Source organism: Variovorax sp. 10N412 (genome assembly GCF_056394985.1).
This window is the reverse complement of record NZ_JBFTIO010000009.1, coordinates 176,300-197,809: the sequence shown is the minus strand read 5'-3', so window position 1 is coordinate 197,809 and position 21,510 is coordinate 176,300. Positions and strand designations below refer to the sequence as shown.

General features: G+C 69.4%; 22 protein-coding genes. 20 read left to right on the top strand and 2 right to left on the bottom strand.

All coding sequences use genetic code 11. The features are described 5' to 3' along the window. Positions 1-95 precede the first annotated feature (95 nt). Positions 96-902, top strand: coding sequence for an SDR family NAD(P)-dependent oxidoreductase (locus tag AC1DJH_RS21680; protein ID WP_478187112.1), 807 nt, complete (start codon positions 96-98; stop codon positions 900-902). Here the strand turns inward: AC1DJH_RS21680 and AC1DJH_RS21675 are convergent. After that, the gene (locus AC1DJH_RS21675) at positions 884-1,540 is read right to left on the bottom strand and encodes a TetR/AcrR family transcriptional regulator (RefSeq protein WP_478187111.1); all 657 of its coding nucleotides are present in this window, start codon (positions 1,538-1,540) and stop codon (positions 884-886) included. The genes AC1DJH_RS21680 and AC1DJH_RS21675 overlap by 19 nt on opposite strands. Positions 1,541-1,605: 65 nt before the next feature. Beyond that, the gene (locus AC1DJH_RS21670) at positions 1,606-2,217 is read right to left on the bottom strand and encodes a phenylacetic acid degradation protein PaaY (RefSeq protein ID WP_478187110.1); all 612 of its coding nucleotides are present in this window, start codon (positions 2,215-2,217) and stop codon (positions 1,606-1,608) included. 170 nt (positions 2,218-2,387) lie between these two features. On the opposite strand from AC1DJH_RS21670, the gene AC1DJH_RS21665 reads away from it, so the two are divergent. The 19 genes from AC1DJH_RS21665 to AC1DJH_RS21575 all read left to right on the top strand — a co-directional run bounded on the left by AC1DJH_RS21665 (position 2,388) and on the right by AC1DJH_RS21575 (position 21,488). Beyond that, on the top strand, positions 2,388-3,191 hold the full coding sequence (locus tag AC1DJH_RS21665; RefSeq protein ID WP_478187109.1) for an enoyl-CoA hydratase-related protein: 804 nt from the start codon (positions 2,388-2,390) through the stop codon (positions 3,189-3,191). Positions 3,192-3,194: 3 nt separating this feature from the next. After that, complete coding sequence (gene paaI, locus AC1DJH_RS21660; protein ID WP_478187108.1) at positions 3,195-3,647, top strand: hydroxyphenylacetyl-CoA thioesterase PaaI; 453 nt, start codon at positions 3,195-3,197, stop codon at positions 3,645-3,647. A gap of 13 nt (positions 3,648-3,660) precedes the next feature. Next, the gene (paaK, locus tag AC1DJH_RS21655) at positions 3,661-4,971 is read left to right on the top strand and encodes a phenylacetate--CoA ligase PaaK (protein ID WP_478187107.1); all 1,311 of its coding nucleotides are present in this window, start codon (positions 3,661-3,663) and stop codon (positions 4,969-4,971) included. A 34-nt stretch (positions 4,972-5,005) separates the two neighbouring features. Continuing rightward, complete coding sequence (gene paaA, locus AC1DJH_RS21650; protein WP_472116937.1) at positions 5,006-6,016, top strand: 1,2-phenylacetyl-CoA epoxidase subunit PaaA; 1,011 nt, start codon at positions 5,006-5,008, stop codon at positions 6,014-6,016. Continuing rightward, the gene (gene paaB, locus AC1DJH_RS21645; RefSeq protein ID WP_478187106.1) at positions 6,013-6,309 is read left to right on the top strand and encodes a 1,2-phenylacetyl-CoA epoxidase subunit PaaB; all 297 of its coding nucleotides are present in this window, start codon (positions 6,013-6,015) and stop codon (positions 6,307-6,309) included. Before paaA ends, paaB begins: the two co-directional genes overlap by 4 nt. Positions 6,310-6,326: 17 nt before the next feature. Then, the gene (gene paaC, locus AC1DJH_RS21640; protein WP_435482888.1) at positions 6,327-7,118 is read left to right on the top strand and encodes a 1,2-phenylacetyl-CoA epoxidase subunit PaaC; all 792 of its coding nucleotides are present in this window, start codon (positions 6,327-6,329) and stop codon (positions 7,116-7,118) included. 20 nt (positions 7,119-7,138) lie between these two features. Further along, positions 7,139-7,657 (top strand): 1,2-phenylacetyl-CoA epoxidase subunit PaaD, encoded by a 519-nt coding sequence (gene paaD / locus AC1DJH_RS21635; protein WP_478187105.1) that lies wholly within the window; start codon positions 7,139-7,141, stop codon positions 7,655-7,657. Positions 7,658-7,673: 16 nt separating this feature from the next. After that, positions 7,674-8,768: a 1,2-phenylacetyl-CoA epoxidase subunit PaaE gene (gene paaE / locus AC1DJH_RS21630; RefSeq protein WP_478187104.1), complete on the top strand. Its 1,095-nt coding sequence runs from the start codon at positions 7,674-7,676 to the stop codon at positions 8,766-8,768. A 46-nt stretch (positions 8,769-8,814) separates the two neighbouring features. Continuing rightward, positions 8,815-9,960: an ABC transporter substrate-binding protein gene (locus AC1DJH_RS21625; protein WP_472116945.1), complete on the top strand. Its 1,146-nt coding sequence runs from the start codon at positions 8,815-8,817 to the stop codon at positions 9,958-9,960. Positions 9,961-10,161: 201 nt separating this feature from the next. Continuing rightward, on the top strand, positions 10,162-11,190 hold the full coding sequence (locus AC1DJH_RS21620) for a branched-chain amino acid ABC transporter permease (protein WP_478187103.1): 1,029 nt from the start codon (positions 10,162-10,164) through the stop codon (positions 11,188-11,190). Continuing rightward, the gene (locus tag AC1DJH_RS21615; protein WP_478187102.1) at positions 11,187-13,100 is read left to right on the top strand and encodes a branched-chain amino acid ABC transporter ATP-binding protein/permease; all 1,914 of its coding nucleotides are present in this window, start codon (positions 11,187-11,189) and stop codon (positions 13,098-13,100) included. The genes AC1DJH_RS21620 and AC1DJH_RS21615 overlap by 4 nt, the downstream gene beginning before the upstream one ends. Further along, positions 13,097-13,828: an ABC transporter ATP-binding protein gene (locus tag AC1DJH_RS21610; protein WP_478187101.1), complete on the top strand. Its 732-nt coding sequence runs from the start codon at positions 13,097-13,099 to the stop codon at positions 13,826-13,828. The genes AC1DJH_RS21615 and AC1DJH_RS21610 overlap by 4 nt, the downstream gene beginning before the upstream one ends. Before the next feature lie 153 nt (positions 13,829-13,981). After that, positions 13,982-16,042, top strand: coding sequence for a phenylacetic acid degradation bifunctional protein PaaZ (gene paaZ, locus AC1DJH_RS21605; RefSeq protein WP_478187100.1), 2,061 nt, complete (start codon positions 13,982-13,984; stop codon positions 16,040-16,042). A 40-nt stretch (positions 16,043-16,082) separates the two neighbouring features. Continuing rightward, positions 16,083-16,643, top strand: coding sequence for a methyltransferase family protein (locus tag AC1DJH_RS21600; RefSeq protein ID WP_472116955.1), 561 nt, complete (start codon positions 16,083-16,085; stop codon positions 16,641-16,643). A 101-nt stretch (positions 16,644-16,744) separates the two neighbouring features. Further along, a complete protein-coding gene (locus tag AC1DJH_RS21595; protein ID WP_478187099.1) occupies positions 16,745-17,194 on the top strand; it encodes a hypothetical protein in 450 nt (149 codons plus the stop codon). A 185-nt stretch (positions 17,195-17,379) separates the two neighbouring features. Beyond that, positions 17,380-17,976 carry a phosphatase PAP2 family protein gene (locus AC1DJH_RS21590; protein ID WP_472116961.1) on the top strand — a complete coding sequence of 199 codons (597 nt, stop codon included), beginning with the start codon at positions 17,380-17,382 and terminating at the stop codon, positions 17,974-17,976. Continuing rightward, positions 17,973-19,040 (top strand): glycosyltransferase family 2 protein, encoded by a 1,068-nt coding sequence (locus AC1DJH_RS21585; protein ID WP_478187098.1) that lies wholly within the window; start codon positions 17,973-17,975, stop codon positions 19,038-19,040. The genes AC1DJH_RS21590 and AC1DJH_RS21585 overlap by 4 nt, the downstream gene beginning before the upstream one ends. Next, positions 19,037-20,620, top strand: coding sequence for an ArnT family glycosyltransferase (locus AC1DJH_RS21580; RefSeq protein WP_478187097.1), 1,584 nt, complete (start codon positions 19,037-19,039; stop codon positions 20,618-20,620). The genes AC1DJH_RS21585 and AC1DJH_RS21580 overlap by 4 nt, the downstream gene beginning before the upstream one ends. Then, complete coding sequence (locus tag AC1DJH_RS21575; protein WP_478187096.1) at positions 20,613-21,488, top strand: ChbG/HpnK family deacetylase; 876 nt, start codon at positions 20,613-20,615, stop codon at positions 21,486-21,488. The genes AC1DJH_RS21580 and AC1DJH_RS21575 overlap by 8 nt, the downstream gene beginning before the upstream one ends. Positions 21,489-21,510 lie beyond the last annotated feature (22 nt).

Below are 21,510 nucleotides of genomic sequence, written 5' to 3'. Positions count from 1 at the left end.
CAAGCATGATAGCCATCATGCTTCGACCCGCCAAACATGATGGTCATCATGCTTAAAGCCACATCCCCCTGACCCTACCTTTGAATGGAATCGAAATGAGCGAACAAGCAACCCTCGGCACTGCCGTCGTCACCGGCGCCTCGGCCGGCCTGGGCAAGATCTACGCGGACCGCCTGGCCCGCCGCGGCCACGACCTGGTGCTGGTGGCGCGCCGCGCCGACCTGCTGGAAGAAGTCGCGGCCGCCCTGCGCGCCAGGTACGGCGTGAAAGTGCAGACGCTCGCCGCCGACCTGGCCGCCGACGACGACGACCTTGCGCGTGTGACCCACGTCCTGGCCACAGACGCCTCGGTCACGCTGCTGGTCAACAACGCCGGCCTCTCGACGCTGGCGCCCGTCGCGCAGACCACCACCGCGCAACTGCAGAGCATGCTGGACGTGAACATCAACGCCCTGGCGCACCTGAGCCACGCCGCGCTGGCCGCCTTCAAGGCACGCAACCGCGGCACGCTGGTGAACATCGGCTCGGTGCTCGGCTTTCACACACTGCCCATCAGCAGCATCTACAGCGGCACCAAGGCCTTCGTGGTCGCGTTCACGCGCGGGCTGCAGGACGAGGTGGCGGGCACCGGCGTGAAGGTGCAGCTGGTGCTGCCGGCAGCAACGGCCACCGACATCTGGGAGCTCTCGGGTGTGCCGATGTCGGCGCTGGCCGAAGGCACCATCATGGCCGCCGAAGATTGCGTCGACGCCGCCCTGGCCGGCCTCGACCTGGGCGAGCCGATCACCCTGCCGTCGGTGAACGATGCCGCCCTCCTCGCGACTTTTGTCGATGCGGGCGCCAAGCTGTTCGCCGCATCGCAGACCAGCAAGCCGGCGGCGCGCTACCTGGCGACGGCCTGATCGGCAGGATCGGTCGGGGCGGCCTCGATGGCCGCGTAGTCCGGCGACTTCACCGCGCCGATGCCGCCCAGGAACAGGTCGGCCACGATCGGCGCAATGGCCGCGTGGTCGAGCTTTCCGTTCGGCTTCATCCAGGTGAACATCCAGTTGATCATGCCGAACAGCAGCATGGTCAGCGGCTTGGCCAGGTCGTCGCTCGGCGTGCCCGGGCGCAGCGCCGCCACCGCGCGCGCAAATCCCGCGACCACCTTGCGCTCCTGGTCGAGCACGCGCTCGCGGTCGGCTTCTTCCAGAAAGCGCACGTCGTCGGTCAGCACGCGGTGCGCGTCCTGCGCGCCGGCATATTCCTCGACGATGCGGTAGATGAAGCGGCGCAGGCGCTCCTCGTCGGTCTGCGTCGAGGCTTCTTCCTCGGCCACCAGCGCCGCCAGCTTGGAGACATGCGTCTCGGCGATGCTGATCAGCAGGCTGCTCTTGTCCTTGTAGTAGTGATAGAGCGTCGCCTTCGAGAGCCCGCAGGCCTCGGCCACCTGGTTCATCGAGGTGGCCGGATAGCCGCTGCGCGCGAACAGCTGGGCGGCCTGCGCCAGGATCAGTTCGCGCTGGTCGTCGTAGGTGGCGGATCTTCCACGCGGCATCGGGTCGGGTTCCTGGGTTGGAAGGTTGAGGGCAACGCGCGATCTTGCACGAAGCCCGGCGCGGGTCAGCCGCCCTCGCCTCGCCTGGTGGCAATGAGCGAGCGCACCTCGGCCTGCGGCAGGCGCGGGCGGCCGGCCTCCACCTGCGCCAGCGGCGCGACCTCATGCAGGCTCGCGAGGCTGCGCACCGTGAGCGCCTGGTAGGTCTGCGTGCCTTCCAGCTTCCAGGCGATTTCCTCGTCGCTCAGTTCGCGCTTCACCTTCGCCGGAATGCCCGCGACCAGCGAGCGCGGCGGCACCTTCATGCCGGCCGGCACGAAGGCGCAGGCCGCCACGATGGCCTTCTCGCCGATCTCGGCCTCGTCCATCACCACCGCGTTCATGCCCACCAGCGCGTCGCGCCGCACGATGCAGCTGTGCAGGATGGCGCCGTGCCCGATGTGGCCGTTGACCTCCACCACGGTGTCGTTCTCCGGAAAGCCGTGGATGCAGCAATGGTCCTGCACGTTGGAGCCCTCCTCCAGCACGATGCGCCCGAAGTCGCCGCGCAGGCTGGCGCAGGGGCCCACATAGCAGCGCGGGCCGACGATCACGTCGCCGATCAGCACAGCCGTGGGGTGCACGTAGGCGCTCGGGTCGACGACGGGAATCACGCCGTCGATGGAATAGCTGGGCATCCGGTCTCCTTGTTTCGTGGGGTGCGCGCGTTGGTGGTTCGAGGCCTAGGGTTTGCCCTAAACCGCCGCCGCTTGTGCTGTCATCGAGGTCGATCCTAAAATCAACCGAACGGTCGGTCAATAGTGTTTGCATGTTGATCGGCCTCCCACGAAGGATGAAAGAGACACGCATGACTGAGCCTTTGGTACTCATCAGCAACGCCGGCGCGGTGCGCACGCTGAGCCTGAACCGCCCCGCGGCGCTCAACAGCTTCACGACCGAACTGCACGCCGAACTGCTGGCGGCCCTCGAGTCGGCCGCCCGCGACGACGGCGTGCGCTGCGTGGTGCTCACGGGCGCCGGTCGCGCGTTCTGCGCCGGACAAGACCTCGCCGACCCCTCGGTCGCCCCCGACCCCACCCCCGGCGCCGCACCCAAGGACCTGGGCCACGTCATCTCCACGTACTACGCCCCGCTGGTCGCGCGCCTGCGCTCGATGCCGGTGCCGGTGGTCGCGGCGGTGAACGGCGTGGCCGCAGGCGCGGGCGCCAACCTGGCGCTGTGCTGCGACCTGGTGGTGGCCGGCCGCTCGGCCAGCTTCATCCAGGCCTTCACCAAGATCGGCCTGCTGCCGGACACCGGCGGCACTTGGCTGCTGCCGCGCCTCGTGGGCTCGGCGCGCGCGCTGGGCATCGCGATGCTGGGCGACAAGCTGCCAGCGGAAGAAGCCGCCCGCATCGGCCTGATCTGGCAGTGCGTGGACGACGCGGCACTCGGCGACACCACGGCAGCACTCGCGCTGAAGCTGTCCGGCATGCCCACGCGTGCCCTCGTCGCCACGCGCCAGGCCATGGCCGCCGCGCAGGACATGGACCTGGACACCGCGCTCGCCGAAGAAGCCCGGCTGCAGCGCGACTTGGGCAATGCCGACGACTACCGCGAAGGCGTCGAGGCCTTCCGCGCCAAGCGCGCCCCGGTGTTCAAGGACCGCTGAGCCATGTCCGACACCACGCCCGCCACCCGCACCCCGCAGCAGACCGCCGAGTACGTCCGCGACGGCATGTTCGCCAACGACAACGCCACCCAGGGCCTGGGCATGCGCGTCGTCGAGGTCGGCCCCGGCCAGGCCACGCTCGAAATGAAGGTTCGCCCCGACATGCTCAACGGCCACGCCACCTGCCACGGCGGCTTCATGGCCACGCTGGCCGACTCGACCTTCGCCTTTGCATGCAACTCGTACAACGAGCTGACCGTGGCCTCGGGCTTCTCGATCGACTTCATCGCCCCGGCGCGCGAGGGCGACCTGCTCACCGCGCGCTGCCACGAGGTGTCCAAGGCCGGGCGCACCGGCGTGTACGACACCGAAATCACCAACCAGCGCGGCGAGCGCATCGCGATGTTCCGCGGGCGCTCCTACACGGCCAAGGGCCGCCCCGCTGTCGCAGCCTGAGGAGAGCAAACCCATGACCGTGAAACACCCCGCCCCCGGCGACCTCGACCCCATCGAAACCGCCAGCCGCGACGAGATCACCGCGCTGCAGCTCACCCGGCTGCGCGCTACGCTGCAGAACGCCTACGACAACGTTGCGCACTACCGCCAGGCCTTCGACGCCAAGGGCGTGCACCCGAACGACCTGAAGTCGCTCGCCGACCTGTCGAAGTTTCCGTTCACCATGAAGAGCGACCTGCGCGACAACTACCCCTTCGGCATGTTCGCCGTGCCGCGCGAGAAGGTGGCACGCATCCATGCGTCGTCGGGCACCACCGGCAAGCCGACCGTGGTGGGCTACACGCTGAAGGACATCGACACCTGGGCCGACCTGGTCGCACGCTCCATCCGCGCGGCGGGCGGGCGGCCCGGCGACATGATCCATGTGTCGTACGGCTACGGCCTGTTCACCGGCGGCCTGGGCGCGCACTACGGCGCCGAGCGCGCGGGCTGCACCGTCATCCCGATGTCGGGCGGGCAGACCGAGAAACAGGTGCAGCTCATTCAAGACTTCAAGCCGAACATCATCATGGTCACGCCCAGCTACATGCAGGTGATCATCGAGCAGTTCGAGCGCCAGGGCCTGAGCGCGAAAGACAGCTCTCTGCAGGTCGGCATCTTCGGCGCAGAGCCGTGGACCGAGGCCATGCGCCGCGACATCGAGGCCAAGGCCGGCCTGGACGCGGTCGACATCTACGGGCTGTCGGAAGTGATGGGTCCGGGCGTGGCCAGCGAATGCGTGGAGAGCAAGGACGGCCCCGTCATCTGGGAAGACCACTTCTACCCCGAGATCATCGACCCCGAGACCGGCGAGCTGAAGGCCGACGGCGAAGAAGGCGAGCTCGTGTTCACCTCGCTGAGCAAGGAAGCCATGCCCATCGTGCGCTACCGCACGCGCGACCTCACGCGCCTGCTGCCGCCCACCTCGCGCGCCTTCCGCCGCATGGGCAAGATCGTCGGGCGCAGCGACGACATGATGATCATCCGCGGCGTGAACGTGTTCCCCACGCAGGTGGAAGAGATCGTGCTCGCGCACCAGGCGCTGTCGGGCCTGTACCAGGTGCACGTGAGCCGCGCCGACAAGCTCGACCAAGTCGAGGTGCACTGCGAGCTCAATGCCGCCGACGCCGCGTCGGCAGACCGCGCCGCCATCGGCGAATGGGTGCAGCACCGCGTGAAGACGCTCATCGGCATCTCCACGCGCGTGGTGGTTCACGCGCCCAACGAGATGGAACGCACCCAGACCGGCAAGGCACGCCGCGTGATCGACACGCGCGCGCGCTGAGCCGCCCCTCACATCCCACCGAAAGGACACCCGCATGTACACCCAAGCGATGGACACCATGGGCAAGGACGCCGGCGACGACAAGAAGAAGGCCGTGCGTTCGGCCGACGAAATGCAGCTCGAGGCGCGCTTCGATGCGCACATCGACGCCGGCGACTTCATCGAGGCGAAGGACTGGATGCCCGAGCACTACCGCAAGACGCTGGTGCGCCAGATCAGCCAGCACGCGCACTCCGAAATCGTCGGCATGCTGCCAGAGGGCAACTGGATCAGCCGCGCGCCCACGCTGAAGCGCAAGGCCATCCTGCTGGCCAAGGTGCAGGACGAAGGCGGCCACGGCCTCTACCTGTACGCCGCGGCGGAAACGCTGGGCACCTCGCGCGACCAGATGTTCGATGCGCTGCACACCGGCAAGGCCAAGTACAGCTCGATCTTCAACTACCCCACGCTCACCTGGGCCGACATGGGCACCATCGGCTGGCTGGTGGACGGCGCGGCCATCATGAACCAGGTGCCGATCTGCCGCTGCTCGTACGCGCCGTACGCGCGCGCCATGATCCGCATCTGCCGCGAGGAAAGTTTCCATCAGCGCCAGGGCTACGAAGCCCTGCTGACGATGATGACCCACGGCACCGACGCGCAGAAGGCGATGGTGCAGGACGCAGTCAACCGCTGGTGGTGGCCCTCGATCATGATGTTCGGCCCGCCGGACGACCAGTCGCCCAACAGCGCGCAGTCGATGCGCTGGGGCATCAAGCGCTTCAGCAACGACGAGCTGCGCCAGAAGTTCATCGACGCCGCCGTGGAGCAGGCCGCCATCCTCGGCGTGACGCTGCCCGACCCCGACCTGAAGTGGAACGAGGAGCGCCAGGCGCACGACTTCGGCACCATCGACTGGAGCGAGTTCTGGCGCGTGATCGGCGGCGACGGCCCCTGCAACCGCGAGCGCCTGCAAGCCCGCGTCGATGCCTGGGAAGACGGCGCCTGGGTGCGCGAAGCCGCCATGGCGCACGCCAACAAACAACCGATGAAGGAAGCAGCATGAGCACTGAAGCAAAACAAGAATGGCCCCTGTGGGAAGTGTTCGTGCGCAGCAAGGCCGGCCTGGACCACAAGCACTGCGGCAGCCTGCACGCGGCAGATTCGAAGATGGCCATCCAGATGGCGCGCGACGTGTACACGCGCCGCCAGGAAGGCAGCAGCATCTGGGTGGTGCGCTCCGAGCAGGTCGTGGCGAGCGACCCGGGGGACAAGGACATGTTCTTCGACCCCGCGGAGGACAAGGTGTACCGCCATCCGACCTTCTACGCGCTGCCCAAGTCCGTGGACCACATGTGAGCAAGGACTGAACTGCCATGCAAGCATCGATCGAACTGAACCGAACGCCCGCCGTGCAGTACCTGCTGCGCATCGGCGACACCTGCCTCGTGCTCGCGCAGCGCCTGGGCGAATGGTGCGGCCATGCACCCGCGCTGGAGGAAGACATCGCGATGGCCAACATCGCGCTGGACCTCGTCGGGCAAGCCCGCGCGCTGCTGACGCACGCCGGCAAGCTCGAAGGCGCGGGCGGCGACGAGGGCCGTGTGCACGACGAAGACCAGCTGGCCTACCTGCGCGACGAGCGCGACTACTTCAACCTGACCATCGCCGAACTGCCGCGCGGCGACTTCGCCTTCGCCGTCGTGCGCAACACGATGGTGTCGACCCTGCTCAAGCTGCTGTGGCAGCGCCTGGCCACGTCGAGCGACGCCGAAGTGGCGGCCATCGCCGGCAAGGCCGTGAAGGAAGCGCGCTACCACCAGCAGCACTCGGGCGACTGGGTGATCCGCCTGGGCGACGGCACCGAGGAATCGCGCCGCCGCACCGAGAAGGCGCTCAAGCAGCTGTGGCTCTACATGCCCGAGCTGTTCGAGAGCGACGCGGTGGAAGCCGAAGCCAGCGCCAGCGGCCTGGGCCCGGCCTGGAGCGAATTGCGCGAACCGTGGCTTGCGGAGATGCAGCAGGTGCTGGACGCCGCCGGCCTCGCCAGCCCCAAGGAAGCCGCCTTCCGCAGCACCGGCAAGCAGGGCGTACACAGCGAGCACATGGGTTTCATCCTGGCCGAGATGCAGCACCTGCAACGCAGCTACCCCGGGGGCGTGTGGTGAACACCCACGCCGCGACCGCCATGACCGCCTCGCGCGTCGATGCCGCGTGGGCCGTGCTGCACACCGTGCTCGACCCCGAGGTGCCGGCCGTGTCGGTCTGCGACCTTGGCATCGTGCGCGAGGTGATCGACCACGACGACGGCCTGGAGATCGTGCTCACGCCCACCTACTCCGGCTGCCCCGCGACCGAGGCCATCGAGCACGACGTGCTGGCCGCCATCGAACAGGCCGGCCTCGGCCACGCCCGCGCCACGCTGCGCCGCGCACCCGCGTGGAGCACCGACTGGATCAGCGAGGAAGGCCGCGCCAAGCTCAAGGCCTACGGCATCGCGCCGCCGGCCCACCTCACACCCGAAGCCGCGGCCGGCACCGCCATGCCGATCAAGCTCTTCGGCCGCATCTCCGGCGAGCGCATCGCCTGCCCGCGCTGCGCGAGCGAGCGTACCGAGCGGCTCTCGGCCTTCGGCTCGACGGCGTGCAAGGCGCTGTACCGCTGCATGGCCTGCCGCGAACCCTTCGACCACTTCAAGCCGATCTGAGCCCACGATGTCCACGATGAGCACCCTTTTCCATCCCCTGCGCGTGAAGGCCGTGGAGCCCGACACGGCCGAGGCCGTCATCGTCTCCTTCGACGTGCCCGGCGACCTGCAGCAGGTCTTCGGCTTCACCCAGGGCCAGTACCTCACGCTGCGCAAGGACATCGACGGCCAGGACCTGCGCCGCTCCTATTCGATCTGCGCCGGCCTGGACGACGGCGAGCTGCGCGTCGGCGTGCGCAAGGTGCGCGGTGGCGTGTTCTCCAACTGGATCAACGCCCACCTGCAGCCCGGCGACGAGGTGCAGGTGATGGCGCCGCAAGGCCGCTTCTTCGTGCCGATCGAGCCGCAGGCCGCGCGCCACCACGTCGGCATTGCCGGCGGCAGCGGCATCACGCCCATCCTGTCGATCATGAAGACGGTGCTGGCGCGCGAGCCGCACAGCCGCTTCACGCTGATCTACGGCAACCGCCAGCTCCAGTCCACGATGTTCAAGGAAGAGATCGAGGACCTGAAGAACCGCTACATGACCCGCCTCGTGCTGCAGCACGTGTTCTCCGACGAGCACACCGATTCGCCGCTGGGCTTCGGCGTGATGAACCGCGAGAAGATCGGCGAGTTCCTCAAGAGCGTGGTGCCCGCCGCGCGCATCGACCACGTGTACGTGTGCGGCCCGTTCCAGATGAACGACGAGGCCGAGGCCGCACTGCTCGCGGCCGGCGTGCCCGAGGAACGCATCCACATCGAACGCTTCGGCGTTGCGCTGACCTCGACGACGTCGGCCGAGCAGGTGGGTGCCGTGGTGCACGAAGCGCTGCCCGGCGACGCGAAGCAGGCGCGCATCACCATCGTGCGCGACGGACTGCAGCGCGAAATCACCTTCACCGAAGGCCAGCCCAGCATCCTCGACGCGGCGTCGGCTGCCGGGCTCGAAGTGCCGTTTTCCTGCACGTCCGGCGTGTGCGGAACCTGCCGCGCCAAATGCGTGGACGGGGAAGTCCGCATGGAAAGAAACTTCGCGCTCGACAAGAATGAAGTGGCCGCGGGTTTCGTGCTGACCTGCCAGGCCCACCCACTGACCGAACGCGTCACGCTTTCGTTCGACGAGCGCTGAGATACTTCAGGCCTCAACGTTTATTCAACCCGGAGACAAACCACCCATGAAATTCTTCAAGCCCCTGCTGATCGCCGCACTGTGCGCCACCGCCGCCGCGGCCTGGGCCGACGTCAATGTCGGCGTGACGGTCTCGGCCACCGGCCCGGCCGCCTCGCTCGGCATTCCCGAGAAGAACACCATCTCGCTGATGCCCAAGACCATCGCGGGCCAGAAGATCAACTACATCGTGCTGGACGACGCGTCGGACACCACCGCCGCCGTGGCCAACACGCGCAAGCTCATCGCCGAGAACAAGGTAGACATCATCCTGGGCTCCACCACCACGCCCAACTCGCTGGCCATGATCGACGTGGCGAGCGAGGCCAAGACGCCGATGATCTCCATCGCCGCGTCGGCCCGCATCATCGAGCCGATGGACGCCAAGAAGAAGTGGGTGTTCAAGACGCCGCAGAACGACATCATGATGTCGCTGGCCATTGCAGAGCACATGGCCGCCAACGGCGTGAAGACGGTCGCATTCATCGGCTTCTCCGACGCGTACGGCGAAGGCTGGTCGGAAGAATTCGCCAAGGCCGCCGCGCTGAAGAAGATCACCGTGGTCGCCAACGAACGCTACTCGCGCACCGACACCTCGGTGACCGGCCAGGCGCTGAAGATCATGTCCAGCAAGGCGGACGCCGTGCTGGTCGCGGGCTCGGGCACGCCGGCCGCGCTGCCGCAGAAGACGCTCAAGGAGCGCGGCTACACCGGCAAGATGTACCAGACGCACGGCGTGGCGAATGCCGACTTCCTGCGCGTGGGCGGCAAGGACGTGGAAGGCACCTTCCTGCCCGCGGGCCCGGTGCTCGTGGCCGAGCAGCTGCCCGCCACCAACCCGGTGAAGAAGTCTGCGCTGGCCTACGTCACCGCCTACGAAGCCGCCTACGGCAAGGGCACCGTGTCGACCTTCGGCGCGCACGCCTGGGACGCGGGCCTGCTGATGAGTTCGGCCGTTCCCATCGCACTGAAGAAGGCGCAGCCCGGCACGCCGGAGTTCCGCGCCGCGCTGCGCGACGCGCTGGAGCAGACCAAGGAAGTGGCGGGCGCGCACGGCGTGTTCAACACCACCGAGAAGGACCACCTGGGCCTGGACCAACGCGCCCGCGTGATGGTGAAGATCGAAAACAACGCCTGGAAATACCAGCCCTGAGTTTTCCCGCCTTGCTCCCTCCCCCGCTGGGGGAGGGCTGGGGTGGGGGCTGACTGCGTTCGATGCCGCGCAGCCTTGGAGGCCGCGCGTGCCCCCATCCCAACCTTCCCCCGGAAGGGGAAGGAGCCAGGCAGCAACACCGGTTGACTGCGCCTGCAGCTTCCACTGACTCGATACAAGGGCCGAGCCCGAAGGTTTTATATGGATTTGCAGATTGCCCTGTTGCTCGGGCAGGACGGCATCGTGAACGGCGCGGTCTACGGACTGATGGCGCTCGCGCTGGTGCTGGTGTTTTCGGTCACTCGCGTGATCTTCATTCCGCAAGGCGAGTTCGTCGCCTTCGGGGCCCTCTCGATGGCGATGCTGCAGGCCGGCCGCGTGCCGGCCACGCTGTGGCTGCTGCTGGTGCTGGCCGTCGCGGTGCTGCTGGTCGAGTTCTGGCGCTGGAAGCGCGGCGCGGTGGTCGACTGGGCCTCCGCGCTCGCATGGTGCGTGGTGCTGCCGGCGGCCGCCGCCGCGCTGGTGCTGCTGCTCAAGCCCACCTCCATGGCAGGCCAGACGCTCACCACGCTGCTCCTCATCATGCCGCTCGGCCCCCTGCTCTACCGGCTGGCCTACCGGCCGCTGGCGGACGCCAACGTGCTGATGCTGCTGATCGTGTCGGTCGCGCTGCATGGCGTGCTGGTCGGCCTGGGCCTCCTCTTCTTCGGTGCCGAAGGTTCGCGCACCACGGCGTTCTCGGACGCGCGTTTCGACATCGGCGGCATCCCGGTCAGCGGGCAGTCGCTGGTGGTGGTGGGTGTCACGCTGCTGCTGGTGATTGCCATGTTCCTGTTCTTCGGCCGCTCGATGGTCGGCAAGGCGCTGCGCGCCACCGCCATCAACCGCGTGGGTGCGCGGCTCTCGGGCATTCCGACGGAACTGTCGGGTGACCTGAGCTTTGCGCTCGCGGCGCTCATCGGCGCCATCTCGGGCCTGCTGATCGCCCCCATCACCACGGTGTACTACGACACCGGCTTTCTCATCGGCCTGAAGGGCTTCGTCGCCGCCATCGTCGGCGGGCTGGCGAGCTATCCGCTGGCGCTGGCCGGCGCGCTGCTGGTCGGGCAGCTGGAAGCCTTCGCCTCTTTCTGGGCCAGCCCGTTCAAGGAAGTGCTGGTCTTCACGTTGATCATTCCCGTGCTGTGGTGGCGTTCGCTCCGCAGCCATCATGTGGAGGACGAGGAATGAGCGCGTCTTCGAACAACCTCGCGGCGTCCGCACCGCCCGAAGGCAAGCCGCTGGTCACGCCGCGCCAGCTCACGCTGGCGTGCGTGGTGCTGCTGGCGCTGGCCTGGGGCTTCCTGCCGGAGTTCACCGTCTCGGTGCTCAGCAACATCGGCCTCTATGCGCTGGTGGCGGCCGGCCTGGTCATGCTGACCGGCGTGGGCGGCATGACCTCCTTCGGCCAGGCCGCCTTCGTGGGCATGGGCGCTTATGCCACCGCGTGGATCTGCACCTCGCCCACGGCCGCAGCCTGGCTGGGCGGCGCGCTGAGTCCGGCGCTGCTGCCCTGGGCCGGCCTGCTGCTGGGCCTGGTGTTCACCTTCGCGCTGGCCTGGGCGCTGGGTGCGGTCACGCTCAAGCTGCAGGGCCACTACCTGCCGCTGTGCACCATCGCGTGGGGCCTGAGCCTGTACTACCTGCTGGGCAACATGGATTTCCTGGGCGGGCAGACCGGCATCACCGGCGTGCCGCCGCTGGTCGTCGCGGGCGTGTCGCTGGCCACGCCGCGCATGCTGGGCGTGGTGATCTGGGCGGTGCTGCTGCTGGCGCTGTGGGCGCTGCACAACCTGCTCGATTCGCGCGAAGGCCGCGCCATCCGCGCGCTCAAGGGCGGACGGCTCATGGCCGAGTCGATGGGCGTGGACACGGCACGCCACCGCATCAAGCTGTTCGTGCTGGCCGCGCTGCTGGCGGCGGTGTCGGGCTGGCTCTATGCGCACCTGCAGCGCTTCGTGAACCCGACGCCCTTCAACCTGAACATCGGCATCGAGCTGCTGTTCATGGCGGTGGTCGGCGGCGCGGGCCACCTGTGGGGCGCCGTGCTGGGCGCGACGCTCATCACGCTGCTGAAGGAAAAGCTGCAGGACGTGCTGCCCGCCCTGCTGGGCACCAGCGGCAACTTCGAGGTGATCGTGTTCGGCCTGCTGATGCTCTTCGTGCTGCAGCGCTTCTCCGACGGCCTGTGGCCCACGCTGGCGCGCCTGGTGCGCCGCTGGGTGCGCGAGGACACGACGAGCAAGTCGCCTGCCGCATCGTCGGCATCGAGCAAGACGCCCGCCGTGCAGCTCGCGCAGCGCACCCTGCCCGCCAGCGGCGAGATGCTGCTGCAGGCCAGCGACGTGAGCAAGCGTTTCGGCGGCCTTGTCGCCAACAACGCGATCTCGATGACGCTGAAGGCCGGCGAGATCCATGCGCTGATCGGCCCCAACGGCGCCGGCAAGAGCACCTTCTTCAACATGATCTCGGGCGTGGACGACCCCACCTCGGGCGAAGTGCGGCTGTCGGGCCAGTCGATGGCCACCAGGCCCTCGCGCGCCTTCGCCGCGCTGGGCCTGGGCCGCACCTTCCAGCACGTGCGCCTGCTCGGCCAGCGCAGCGTGGTCGAGAACGTGGCGCTGGGCGGCCACCTGCGCGCCAGGCGCGGCTGGCTCGCGGCCATGCTGCGGCTGGACCGCGCCGAAGAGGCCGCGCTGATGGCAGAGGCCCGCAGGCAGATCGAACGCTGCGGCCTCGGCGCGCATGCGGACACGCCCGCCGCATCGCTGTCGCTGGGCCAGCAACGCGTTGTCGAGATTGCACGCGCACTGGCCGGCCAGCCCTCGGTGCTGCTGCTCGACGAGCCCGCCGCCGGCCTGCGCCACCTGGAAAAGCGCGCGCTCTCCGTGCTGCTCAGCCAGCTGCGCGCCGAAGGCCTGGGCATCCTCGTGGTGGAGCACGACATGGAGTTCGTGATGAACCTCGCCGACCGCATCACGGTGCTTGAATTCGGCACCGTCATCGCCACCGGCACGCCGGCCGAAGTGCAGGCCAACCCGCGCGTGCTCGAAGCCTATCTGGGCGGCGCCGACGACGAACTGCTGGAAGACGCCCGATGAGCCACCCTTTGCTTCGACTCGACGGCTTCTGCGTCGCCTACCGCACCGTGGAAGCGGTGCACAACGTGCGCCTGCAGGTGAACGAGGGCGAGATCGTCACCGTCATCGGCCCCAACGGCGCGGGCAAGACCACGCTGCTGTGCGCGGCCATGGGCCTGCTGCCGTCCACCGGCCAGCTCGCGCTGGACGGCGAGCGCATCGCGCGCCCCGGCGTGGAGACCATGGTGGCGCGCGGCGTGGCGCTGGTGCCCGAGCGGCGCGAGCTGTTCGGCGAGATGTCGGTGGAAGACAACCTGCTTCTCGGCGGCTTCTACCAGTGGCGCAAGGGCAAGCGCGACCAGCGCGCGCGCATGGAAGAGGTGTTCGAGATCTTTCCGCGCCTGCGCGAGCGCAAGCCGCAGATGGCCTCCACACTTTCGGGCGGCGAACGCCAGATGCTGGCGATCGGCCGCGCGCTGATGGCGCGCCCGCGCCTGCTGATGCTCGACGAACCCTCGCTGGGCCTGGCGCCGCTGGTGGTGCGCGAAGTGCTGCGCGTGGTGTCGCAACTCAGGAGCCACGGCGTGTCGGTGCTGCTGGTGGAACAGAACGCGCGCGCCGCGCTGCAGGTGGCCGACCGCGCCTATGTGCTGGAGATGGGCGCCGTGGCGCTCGAAGGCAAGGCGCGCGACCTGCTGCACGACCAGCGGATCATCGATACGTACCTGGGCATCGGCAAGAAGGATTGACGGTATTTCTCCCTCCCCTTCCGGGGGAGGGTCGGGGTGGGGGCACGCGGCGATCGATCAAGCATCGCGCCGCACCAACGCCGCTTGCCCCCATCCCCGCCTTCCCCCAACGGGGGAAGGAGCAAGGCAACACACAGTCAAAGGACACGCACCATGACCACCACCCTCCAAAGCTACATCGCCGGCCGCTGGATCGGCCAGCAGGCCGCGCAGCAGCTGCGCAGCGCCGTCAACGGCCAGCCCGTGGCCAGCACGCACGCCGAGGCGATCGACTTCGCCGAAGCCCTGGCCTACGCGCGCCGCACCGGCATTCCCGCACTCATGGCGCTCGACTTTCAGCAGCGCGCCGAGCGCCTGAAGGCGCTGGCCAAGTACCTGGCCGCGAACAAGGAAGCGCTCTACGCCGTCTCGGCCCACACCGGCGCCACGCGCGCCGACAGCTGGATCGACATCGAAGGCGGCGCCGGCACGCTGAGCGCCTATGCCGGCATCGGCACCAACGAGCTGCCCTCGGGCAACCTGGTGCATGAAGGCCCGGCCTTCCCGCTCGGCAAAAAGGGCGGCTTCGCGGGCACGCACATCCTGGTGCCGCGCGGCGGCGTCGCGGTGCACATCGATGCCTTCAACTTTCCAGTGTGGGGCCTGCTCGAGAAGTTCGCGCCCAGCTTCCTCGCGGGCATGCCGTGCATCGGCAAGCCGGCCACGGCCACCAGCTACCTCACCGAAGCCTTGATGCGCCTCATCGTGCAGTCGGGCATCCTGCCCGCGGGCAGCCTGCAGCTGGTCATCGGCAGCACGGGCGACCTGCTCGACCGGCTCGAAGGCCCCGACGTGGTCACATTCACCGGCTCTGCGGACACGGCGGCCAAGCTGCGCGTGAATGCGAACCTGGTCCGCCAGTCGATTCCGTTCAACGCCGAGGCCGACTCGCTCAACTGCGCCATCCTCGCGCCCGACGTGACGCCCGACGACGAGGAGTTCGACCTCTTCGTGAAAGAGGTGGCGCGCGAGATGACCATCAAGGCCGGCCAGAAGTGCACGGCCATCCGCCGCGCGATCGTGCCGCGCCAGCATCTGGACGCGGTGGCCGAGCGCCTGCGCGCGCGGCTGGCCAAGGTGGTGGTCGGCGACCCGTCGCGCGAAGAGGTGCGCATGGGCGCCCTCGCCTCGCGCGACCAGCAGGCCGACGTGGCCGAACGCGTGGCCACGCTGATGCAGGGCGCCGAGCTGGTGTACGGCGAGCGTGACGGCTTCTCCCCCGTAGGCGACGGCGTGGCCGATGGCGCCTTCTTCGCGCCCACGCTGCTGCTGAGCCGCAAGCCGCTCGAACACGACGCCGCGCACGACGTCGAGGCCTTCGGCCCGGTCAGCACGCTGATGCCCTATGACGGCATCGACGAGGCGCTGGCGCTGGCTGCGCGCGGCCGCGGCAGCCTCGTGGGCACCCTGGTCACGCGCGACCCCGCCATCGCGGCCAGGGCCATTCCGGTGGCCGCCGCGTGGCACGGCCGCCTGCTGGTGCTGGAGCGCGAAGCCGCCGCCGAATCGACCGGCCACGGCTCGCCGCTGCCGCAGCTCAAGCACGGCGGCCCGGGGCGCGCCGGCGGCGGCGAAGAGCTCGGCGGCCTGCGCGCCGTGAAGCACTACCTGCAACGCGCCGCGCTGCAGGGCTCGCCCACCATGCTGGCCGCCATCACCGGCGAACACGTGCGCGGCGCGGCGGTGCGCGAGAGCGAGGTGCACCCCTTCCGCCGCTACTTCGAAGACCTGCGCGTGGGCGATTCGCTGCTCACGCACCGCCGCACCGTGGGCGAGGCCGACATCGTCGCCTTCGGCGGCATCTCGGGCGACTACTTCTACATGCACTTCGACGAGGTGGCCGCAAAGCAGAGTCCGTTCGGCAAGCGCATCGCGCACGGCTACTTCGTGCTGTCGGCGGCGGCCGGCCTGTTCGTGTCGCCGTCGCCGGGCCCGGTGCTGGCCAACTACGGCCTGGACACGCTGCGCTTCACCAAGCCCGTGGGCATCGGCGACACCATCCAGGCGCGCCTGACCTGCAAGCGCAAGATCGACCGCAACAAGAAGGACGCCAGCGGCCAGGGCCAGGGCGTGGTGGCCTGGGACGTGGAGGTGACCAACCAGGACGGCGAGCTGGTGGCCAGCTACGACATCCTGACGCTGGTGTCCAAGAAACCCGACGCACCGGGCGCCTGAAGCGCCACCGCACGGGCAAGGCCGTGTAAATTCGGCCGCCATGCTCTTCTGGTTCCAGCTCTTCCTGTTCGTCGCCGGCACGGCCGCGCTGCTGTACGTGTCGCGCGGCCCGCTGAGCCAGCCCGGTTCGCACGGCTTCTACCGCTTCTTCGCGTGGGAATGCATGCTGGTGCTGATCGTGGTGAACCTGCCCATGTGGCACGACGATCCGTTCTCGCCGAAGCAGATCGTCTCCTCAGCCTTCTTCGTGCTGTCGATCTGGCTGCCCATTCATGCGGTGCGGCTGCTGCGGGCCGTGGGCAAGCCCACCGAGGCACGCAGCGACGACCCCGCGCTCTACGGCTTCGAGAAGACCTCGTCCATCGTGAAGACGGGCGCCTTCCGCTACATCCGCCATCCGATGTACACCGCGCTGCTGCTGCTCGCGTGGGGCGCCTTTCTGAAGCAGTTCACCTGGCTCACGCTGGCGCTGGTGCTGGCGGCCACGGTGCTGCTGTTTCTGACGGCGCTGCGCGACGAGCAGGAGTGCATTGCGCACTTCGGCGACGACTACCGCGCGTACATGCGCGGCACGCGGCGCTTCATTCCCTTCCTGCTGTAGCGCGCGCACCGCGCACGTCGCACCGCGCCTCGCCGGCAACCTTGCGGGACGCTGACCCGCACGATCAGGTTGCGTTCACACGGCGCTCCTAGCATCCGCGCATGTTCCTCGCATGCGTCCGCCGTCTTGCCGAAGCCCACCGCAAGGCGTGGTGCGTGCTCGGCATGCTGCTGGTGCTCCTTCAGCCTTTCATCGCGGTTCACTTCCGCTGCGACGGCCTGGAAGACGAGCCGATGCTGCGGGTGCGCAGCCTGAGCGACACCGCCCAGTTCGAGGCCGACGACCGCGCCGACCATCCGACGGACCGCGAGACCACCGTGTTCGCGCAGGCGCCGGCGAGCATCGACCACCCCGACGCATTCAGCTTCGCACTCGGCGCCCTGATGGCCCTGGTGCTGGCGATGCTGCCGCTGGTGCTGGCGATGGCGCGGCTGGTCGTGCCCATCGTGCGCAAGGTGCCCGAGCATGTAACGCCGCCCGGCGGCGCGCCGCCCACCGCGGCGCCCTGGCGGCGCCTGCCGCCCACCACCGCCCCACCTTCCCCGGTCTGAGAAGCGATCCGGCGCCGCGTGCGCCGCAACGCCTCGCTGCATCACGTCGCATCACGCGGCATCGCGCAGCGCGGCCTCTTTCTCATCGAAAAGGTCCAGACCATGTCCTGTTTCTTCTGGTGCGCACGCCGCACCGGGCGCCCTCGCGCGCCTGTCGTCTTCGCTCGCCTGTCCGGGGTCGCCCCATGAACGCGCTGAACATCGCACTCTTCCAATGGCTGGCCGCCGGCAGCCAGCCCACGCCGTGGGTGCTGTCCGTGGCGTCGGGCTTCGCGCTGTGGGGCGCCTGGGCGAGCGCCGGCATCGTCGCGGTGGCGCTGTGGCGCCAGCCCACCGACCGTGCCTGGCTGTTCGTCGTTGCGGCGGCGGCGGGCCTGACCTCGCTGCTGGCGCACGCCATCGGCGCGTCGCTCGACGTTCCACGGCCCTTCGTGCTGGGCCTGGCGCCCTCGTACATCGCGCACGCCGGGCGTGGCTCGCTGCCCAGCACGCATGCGTCGGTGATGTTCATGGTGGCGCTGGCCTTCATGCTGCGTCCCAGCCTGCGCAGGCTGGGCCTGCCGCTGCTGGCGCTGGCGGCGGCCACCGGGTGGGCGCGCATCTACGTGGGCGTTCATTTTCCGCTCGACATTGTGGCGGGCCTGCTGCTCGGCGGCCTGGTGGCCGGCGCGCTGCGCAGCGCGCAGTGGCTGGCACACCGCTTCCTTTCTTTTCCGACGTCGCAAGCCGGCCGCGCGCGCGACAGGAAGACCGCGGCCGCATCGTTCCGGAGGCATCCATGATTTCTTCTGCCAACGCCCGGCATGCGCGCGCCGGTATCGGCGCGGGTGCCCCGCCCGCGCTGTCGCGGGTGCCCACGCCCGCTTCGCGCACGGACGTGCCGCGTGCGCCGGCCGGCGACACGCGCAGCATCTCCTGCGTGATCCCCTGCTTCAACGAGGGCGCCAACCTGCGCCACCTGCTGCCGCGGCTCGAAGACATCCTCTGTGCCACGAAACTGCGCTGGGAGATCATCGTGGTGGACGACGGCAGCACCGACGACACCGCCGACGTCGCGCGCGCATGGTGCGAGCTCCCGGGCTTTCGCTGCATCTCGCTGTCGCGCAACTTCGGCAAGGAGGCCGCGATCACCGCGGGCCTGGCGGCGGCCACCGGCGACGCCGTGGTGCTGCTCGACGGCGACCTCCAGCACTCGCCCGACCTGATCCACCAGATGATCGCGCAGTGGGTGGCCGGAGCCGAAGTGGTGTACGCCGTGCGCGAGGAGCGCAGCGACGAAAGCCGCTTCAAGCAGCTCGGCAGCAAGCTCTTCTACCGCCTGGTCAACGCGTCGGATCGCTTCGCCGTGCCCAAGGACGCGGGCGACTTCCGCCTGATGGACCGCAAGGTGGTCGACGCGCTCATGAGCCTGCCCGAGCGCAGCCGCTTCATGAAGGGCCTGTACGCCTGGGTCGGCTTTCGCGCCGTGGCCATGCCGTACACGCCCGCGCCGCGCGCGGAGGGCGTGAGCAGCTTCAACGCACGGCGGCTGGTGCGCCTGGCGCTGGACGGCCTCACCGCCTTCACCACCTGGCCGCTGCGCATGGTGAGCGTGGTCGGACTGCTGTTCGCGGTACCGGCCTTTGCCTACGGCATCTACGTGACCGTCGACCACCTGCTGTTCGGCAATGCGGTCTCCGGCTGGACCACCATCGTGGTGAGCCTGATGTTCTTCATCGGCGTGCAGATGATCTCCACCGGCATCGTCGGCGAGTACATCGCGCGCATCTACGAGGAGGTCAAGGGCCGGCCGCTGTACGTGGTGCGCCGAACGGACGGCGCCGGCCTGGAGACCGAGAACCCATGAGGCAACCAGGCTCTCGCTGGTGGACCGCGCCCCAGCCCCTGTGGCTCATTGCGGCGCTCTTCGCGTGGCTGCTGGCCACGGCATGGGTGCGTCCCCTGATGGCCCCCGACGAGGGCCGCTACGGCGGCATCGCGCTGGCCATGCTGCACTCGGGCGACTGGCTGGTGCCGCGGCTCGACGGCCTGCCCTTCTTCCACAAGCCGCCGCTGTTCTACTGGATCGGCGCGGCCGCGATGGCGCTGGCCGGGCCGGTGGAATGGGCGGCGCGGCTGCCGTCCGTGCTGGGCGCGGGCGCGGCGGCGGCCGGGCTGTTCATGTTCCTGCGCCGCTGGTCGAACGTGCGCCTGGCGCTGCTGTCGACCGTGGTGCTGGTGACCACCCCCTTCTTCTTTTTCGGCGCCCAGTTCGCCAACCTCGACATGCTGGTGGCGGGCTGCATCGCGTGCACGGTGTTGCTGGCGGCAGGCGCGTCGCTGGCGAAGGGGCGCGACGAGCCGTGGCGCGCGCTGCTCGCGGGCGCCTACCTGTTCGCCGCGGCCGGGCTGCTGGCCAAGGGGCTCATCGGGCTGGTGCTGCCCGCGATGGTGATCGCCATCTGGTGCGCGGCGACGCGCAGGCTCGCGGCGCTGAAGCTCGCGCTGTGGCTGCCCGGATGGGCCGTGCTGCTGGCCGTGGCCGGCCCGTGGTTCGTGGCCATGCAGATGAAGTACCCCGGGTTCTTCGACTACTTCGTCGTCACGCAGCACTTCCGGCGCTTCGCCTCGTCGGGCTTCAACAACGAACACGGCTTCTGGTTCTACCTGCCGGTGCTGGCCGCCCTCACGCTGCCGTGGTTCGCGTGGGTGCTGGTGCCGCGCGGCAAGGACGACGGCACCCGCCCGAGGCGCGCCGACATCGACGTGCTCATGTGGATCTGGCTCGCGGTGATCGTGGTGTTCTTCTCGATGCCGCGCTCCAAGCTCGTAGGCTACGTGCTGCCGGCGCTGCCGCCGCTGGCGTACCTGATCGCGCAGCGCGTGCTCGCGGGCCGCACGCCGGAATCGCTGTTGTCCAAGGTGCGCGCCACCACGCTGGCGTCTGCGGCGCTGTGCGTGGCCTGCGTGGTCGCCGTAGCGGTGTATGCGACGCCACCGGGCGCGCACCTGCGCCTGCCGGCCGGCGCGTCGGTGGCGCCCGGCGAACGGGTGCTGATGCTCGACAGCTACGACTACGAGATTCCGTTCTACTGGAACCTGCGCGAGCCGGTGCTGGTGTCGGACGACTGGCAGGCGGCGGCCCGCGACACCCGCGACAACTGGCGCAAGGAGATCTTCGACGCCGGCCGCTTCGAGCCGGCGCGCGCCGCCGCCACGCTGCTCGAGCGCACGCAGCTGGCTTCCACGCTCTGCGTGCCGCGCGCCACCTGGATCGTGGGCGCGAACACCGCGCACCTGGCGAACCCCTGGCTGGCTCGCGCGCGGCTGCTGGCGGTCAACCATGCCCTGGCCGCGTGGCGCTTCGCGGGCAGCGCCACCAGCGACCCGCATTGCCTGGACGCCGCACCCGGCGCACCGCCCCCGGGCGCCGGCGGCGATGACTGACAAGGCCGGCATGCACCCCGCCACGGCGCGCCGCATCTGCGCGTGCCTCTGCGTGTGCGCGGACGACTTCGGCCTGAGCATGGGCGTGAACGCGGCCGTCGTCGACCTGGCCGAGCGCGGCAAGATCTCCGCCACCGGCGGCATGGTGCGGCGCAGTGCCTGGCTGGCCGGTGCGAAGGCGCTGCGGCGCATTTCGCCCGCGCGGCTCGATGTCGGGCTGCACCTGGACCTTACGCGGCCGTCGCAGGTCGACGGGCACGAGCCCGGCCTGGCCGGCCTGCTCGCGCGGACCTTCACGCGCACGGTGTTCGCGGCGGGGCTGAAGGCCGACATCCGCGACCAGATGACACGCTTCGAGGACGCCATGGGCCGCGCGCCGGCCTTCATCGACGGGCACCGCCACGTGCACCAGTTCCCGGTGGTGCGCGAGCTGCTGGTGGAGGAGATCGTGCGGCGCTACGCGGATTCGCCGCCCTGGCTGCGATGCACCGCACCGGGCTGGCTGCAGGGGCCCGACCGCTGGAAGGCCAGGCTCATCCACGCGCTGGGCGGCGCGCGGCTGGCCGCGCTCGCGGCGCGCCACGGCATTCCCACGAGCCGGCACCTGCTGGGCGTGTACGACTTCTCGGGCGACGCCGGCGACTATGCGCGCCGGCTGGCCGAATGGCTCTCGGCCAGCGGCAGCGGCGACGTGCTCATGTGCCATCCCGCCGCCGGCATCATGCCCGGCGACCCGCACGGACCGGCGCGGCTGCGCGAGTACGCCGTGCTGCGCGAGCTGGTGCTGCCGCTGCCCGGCCAACCGGGCGGCATCTGGCTGTCGCCGCTCTCGCAGCTGTTGCGCAACGGGACACTGGCGAGCCCCTGAGCCGCCCGGGCAGTCGCGTAAC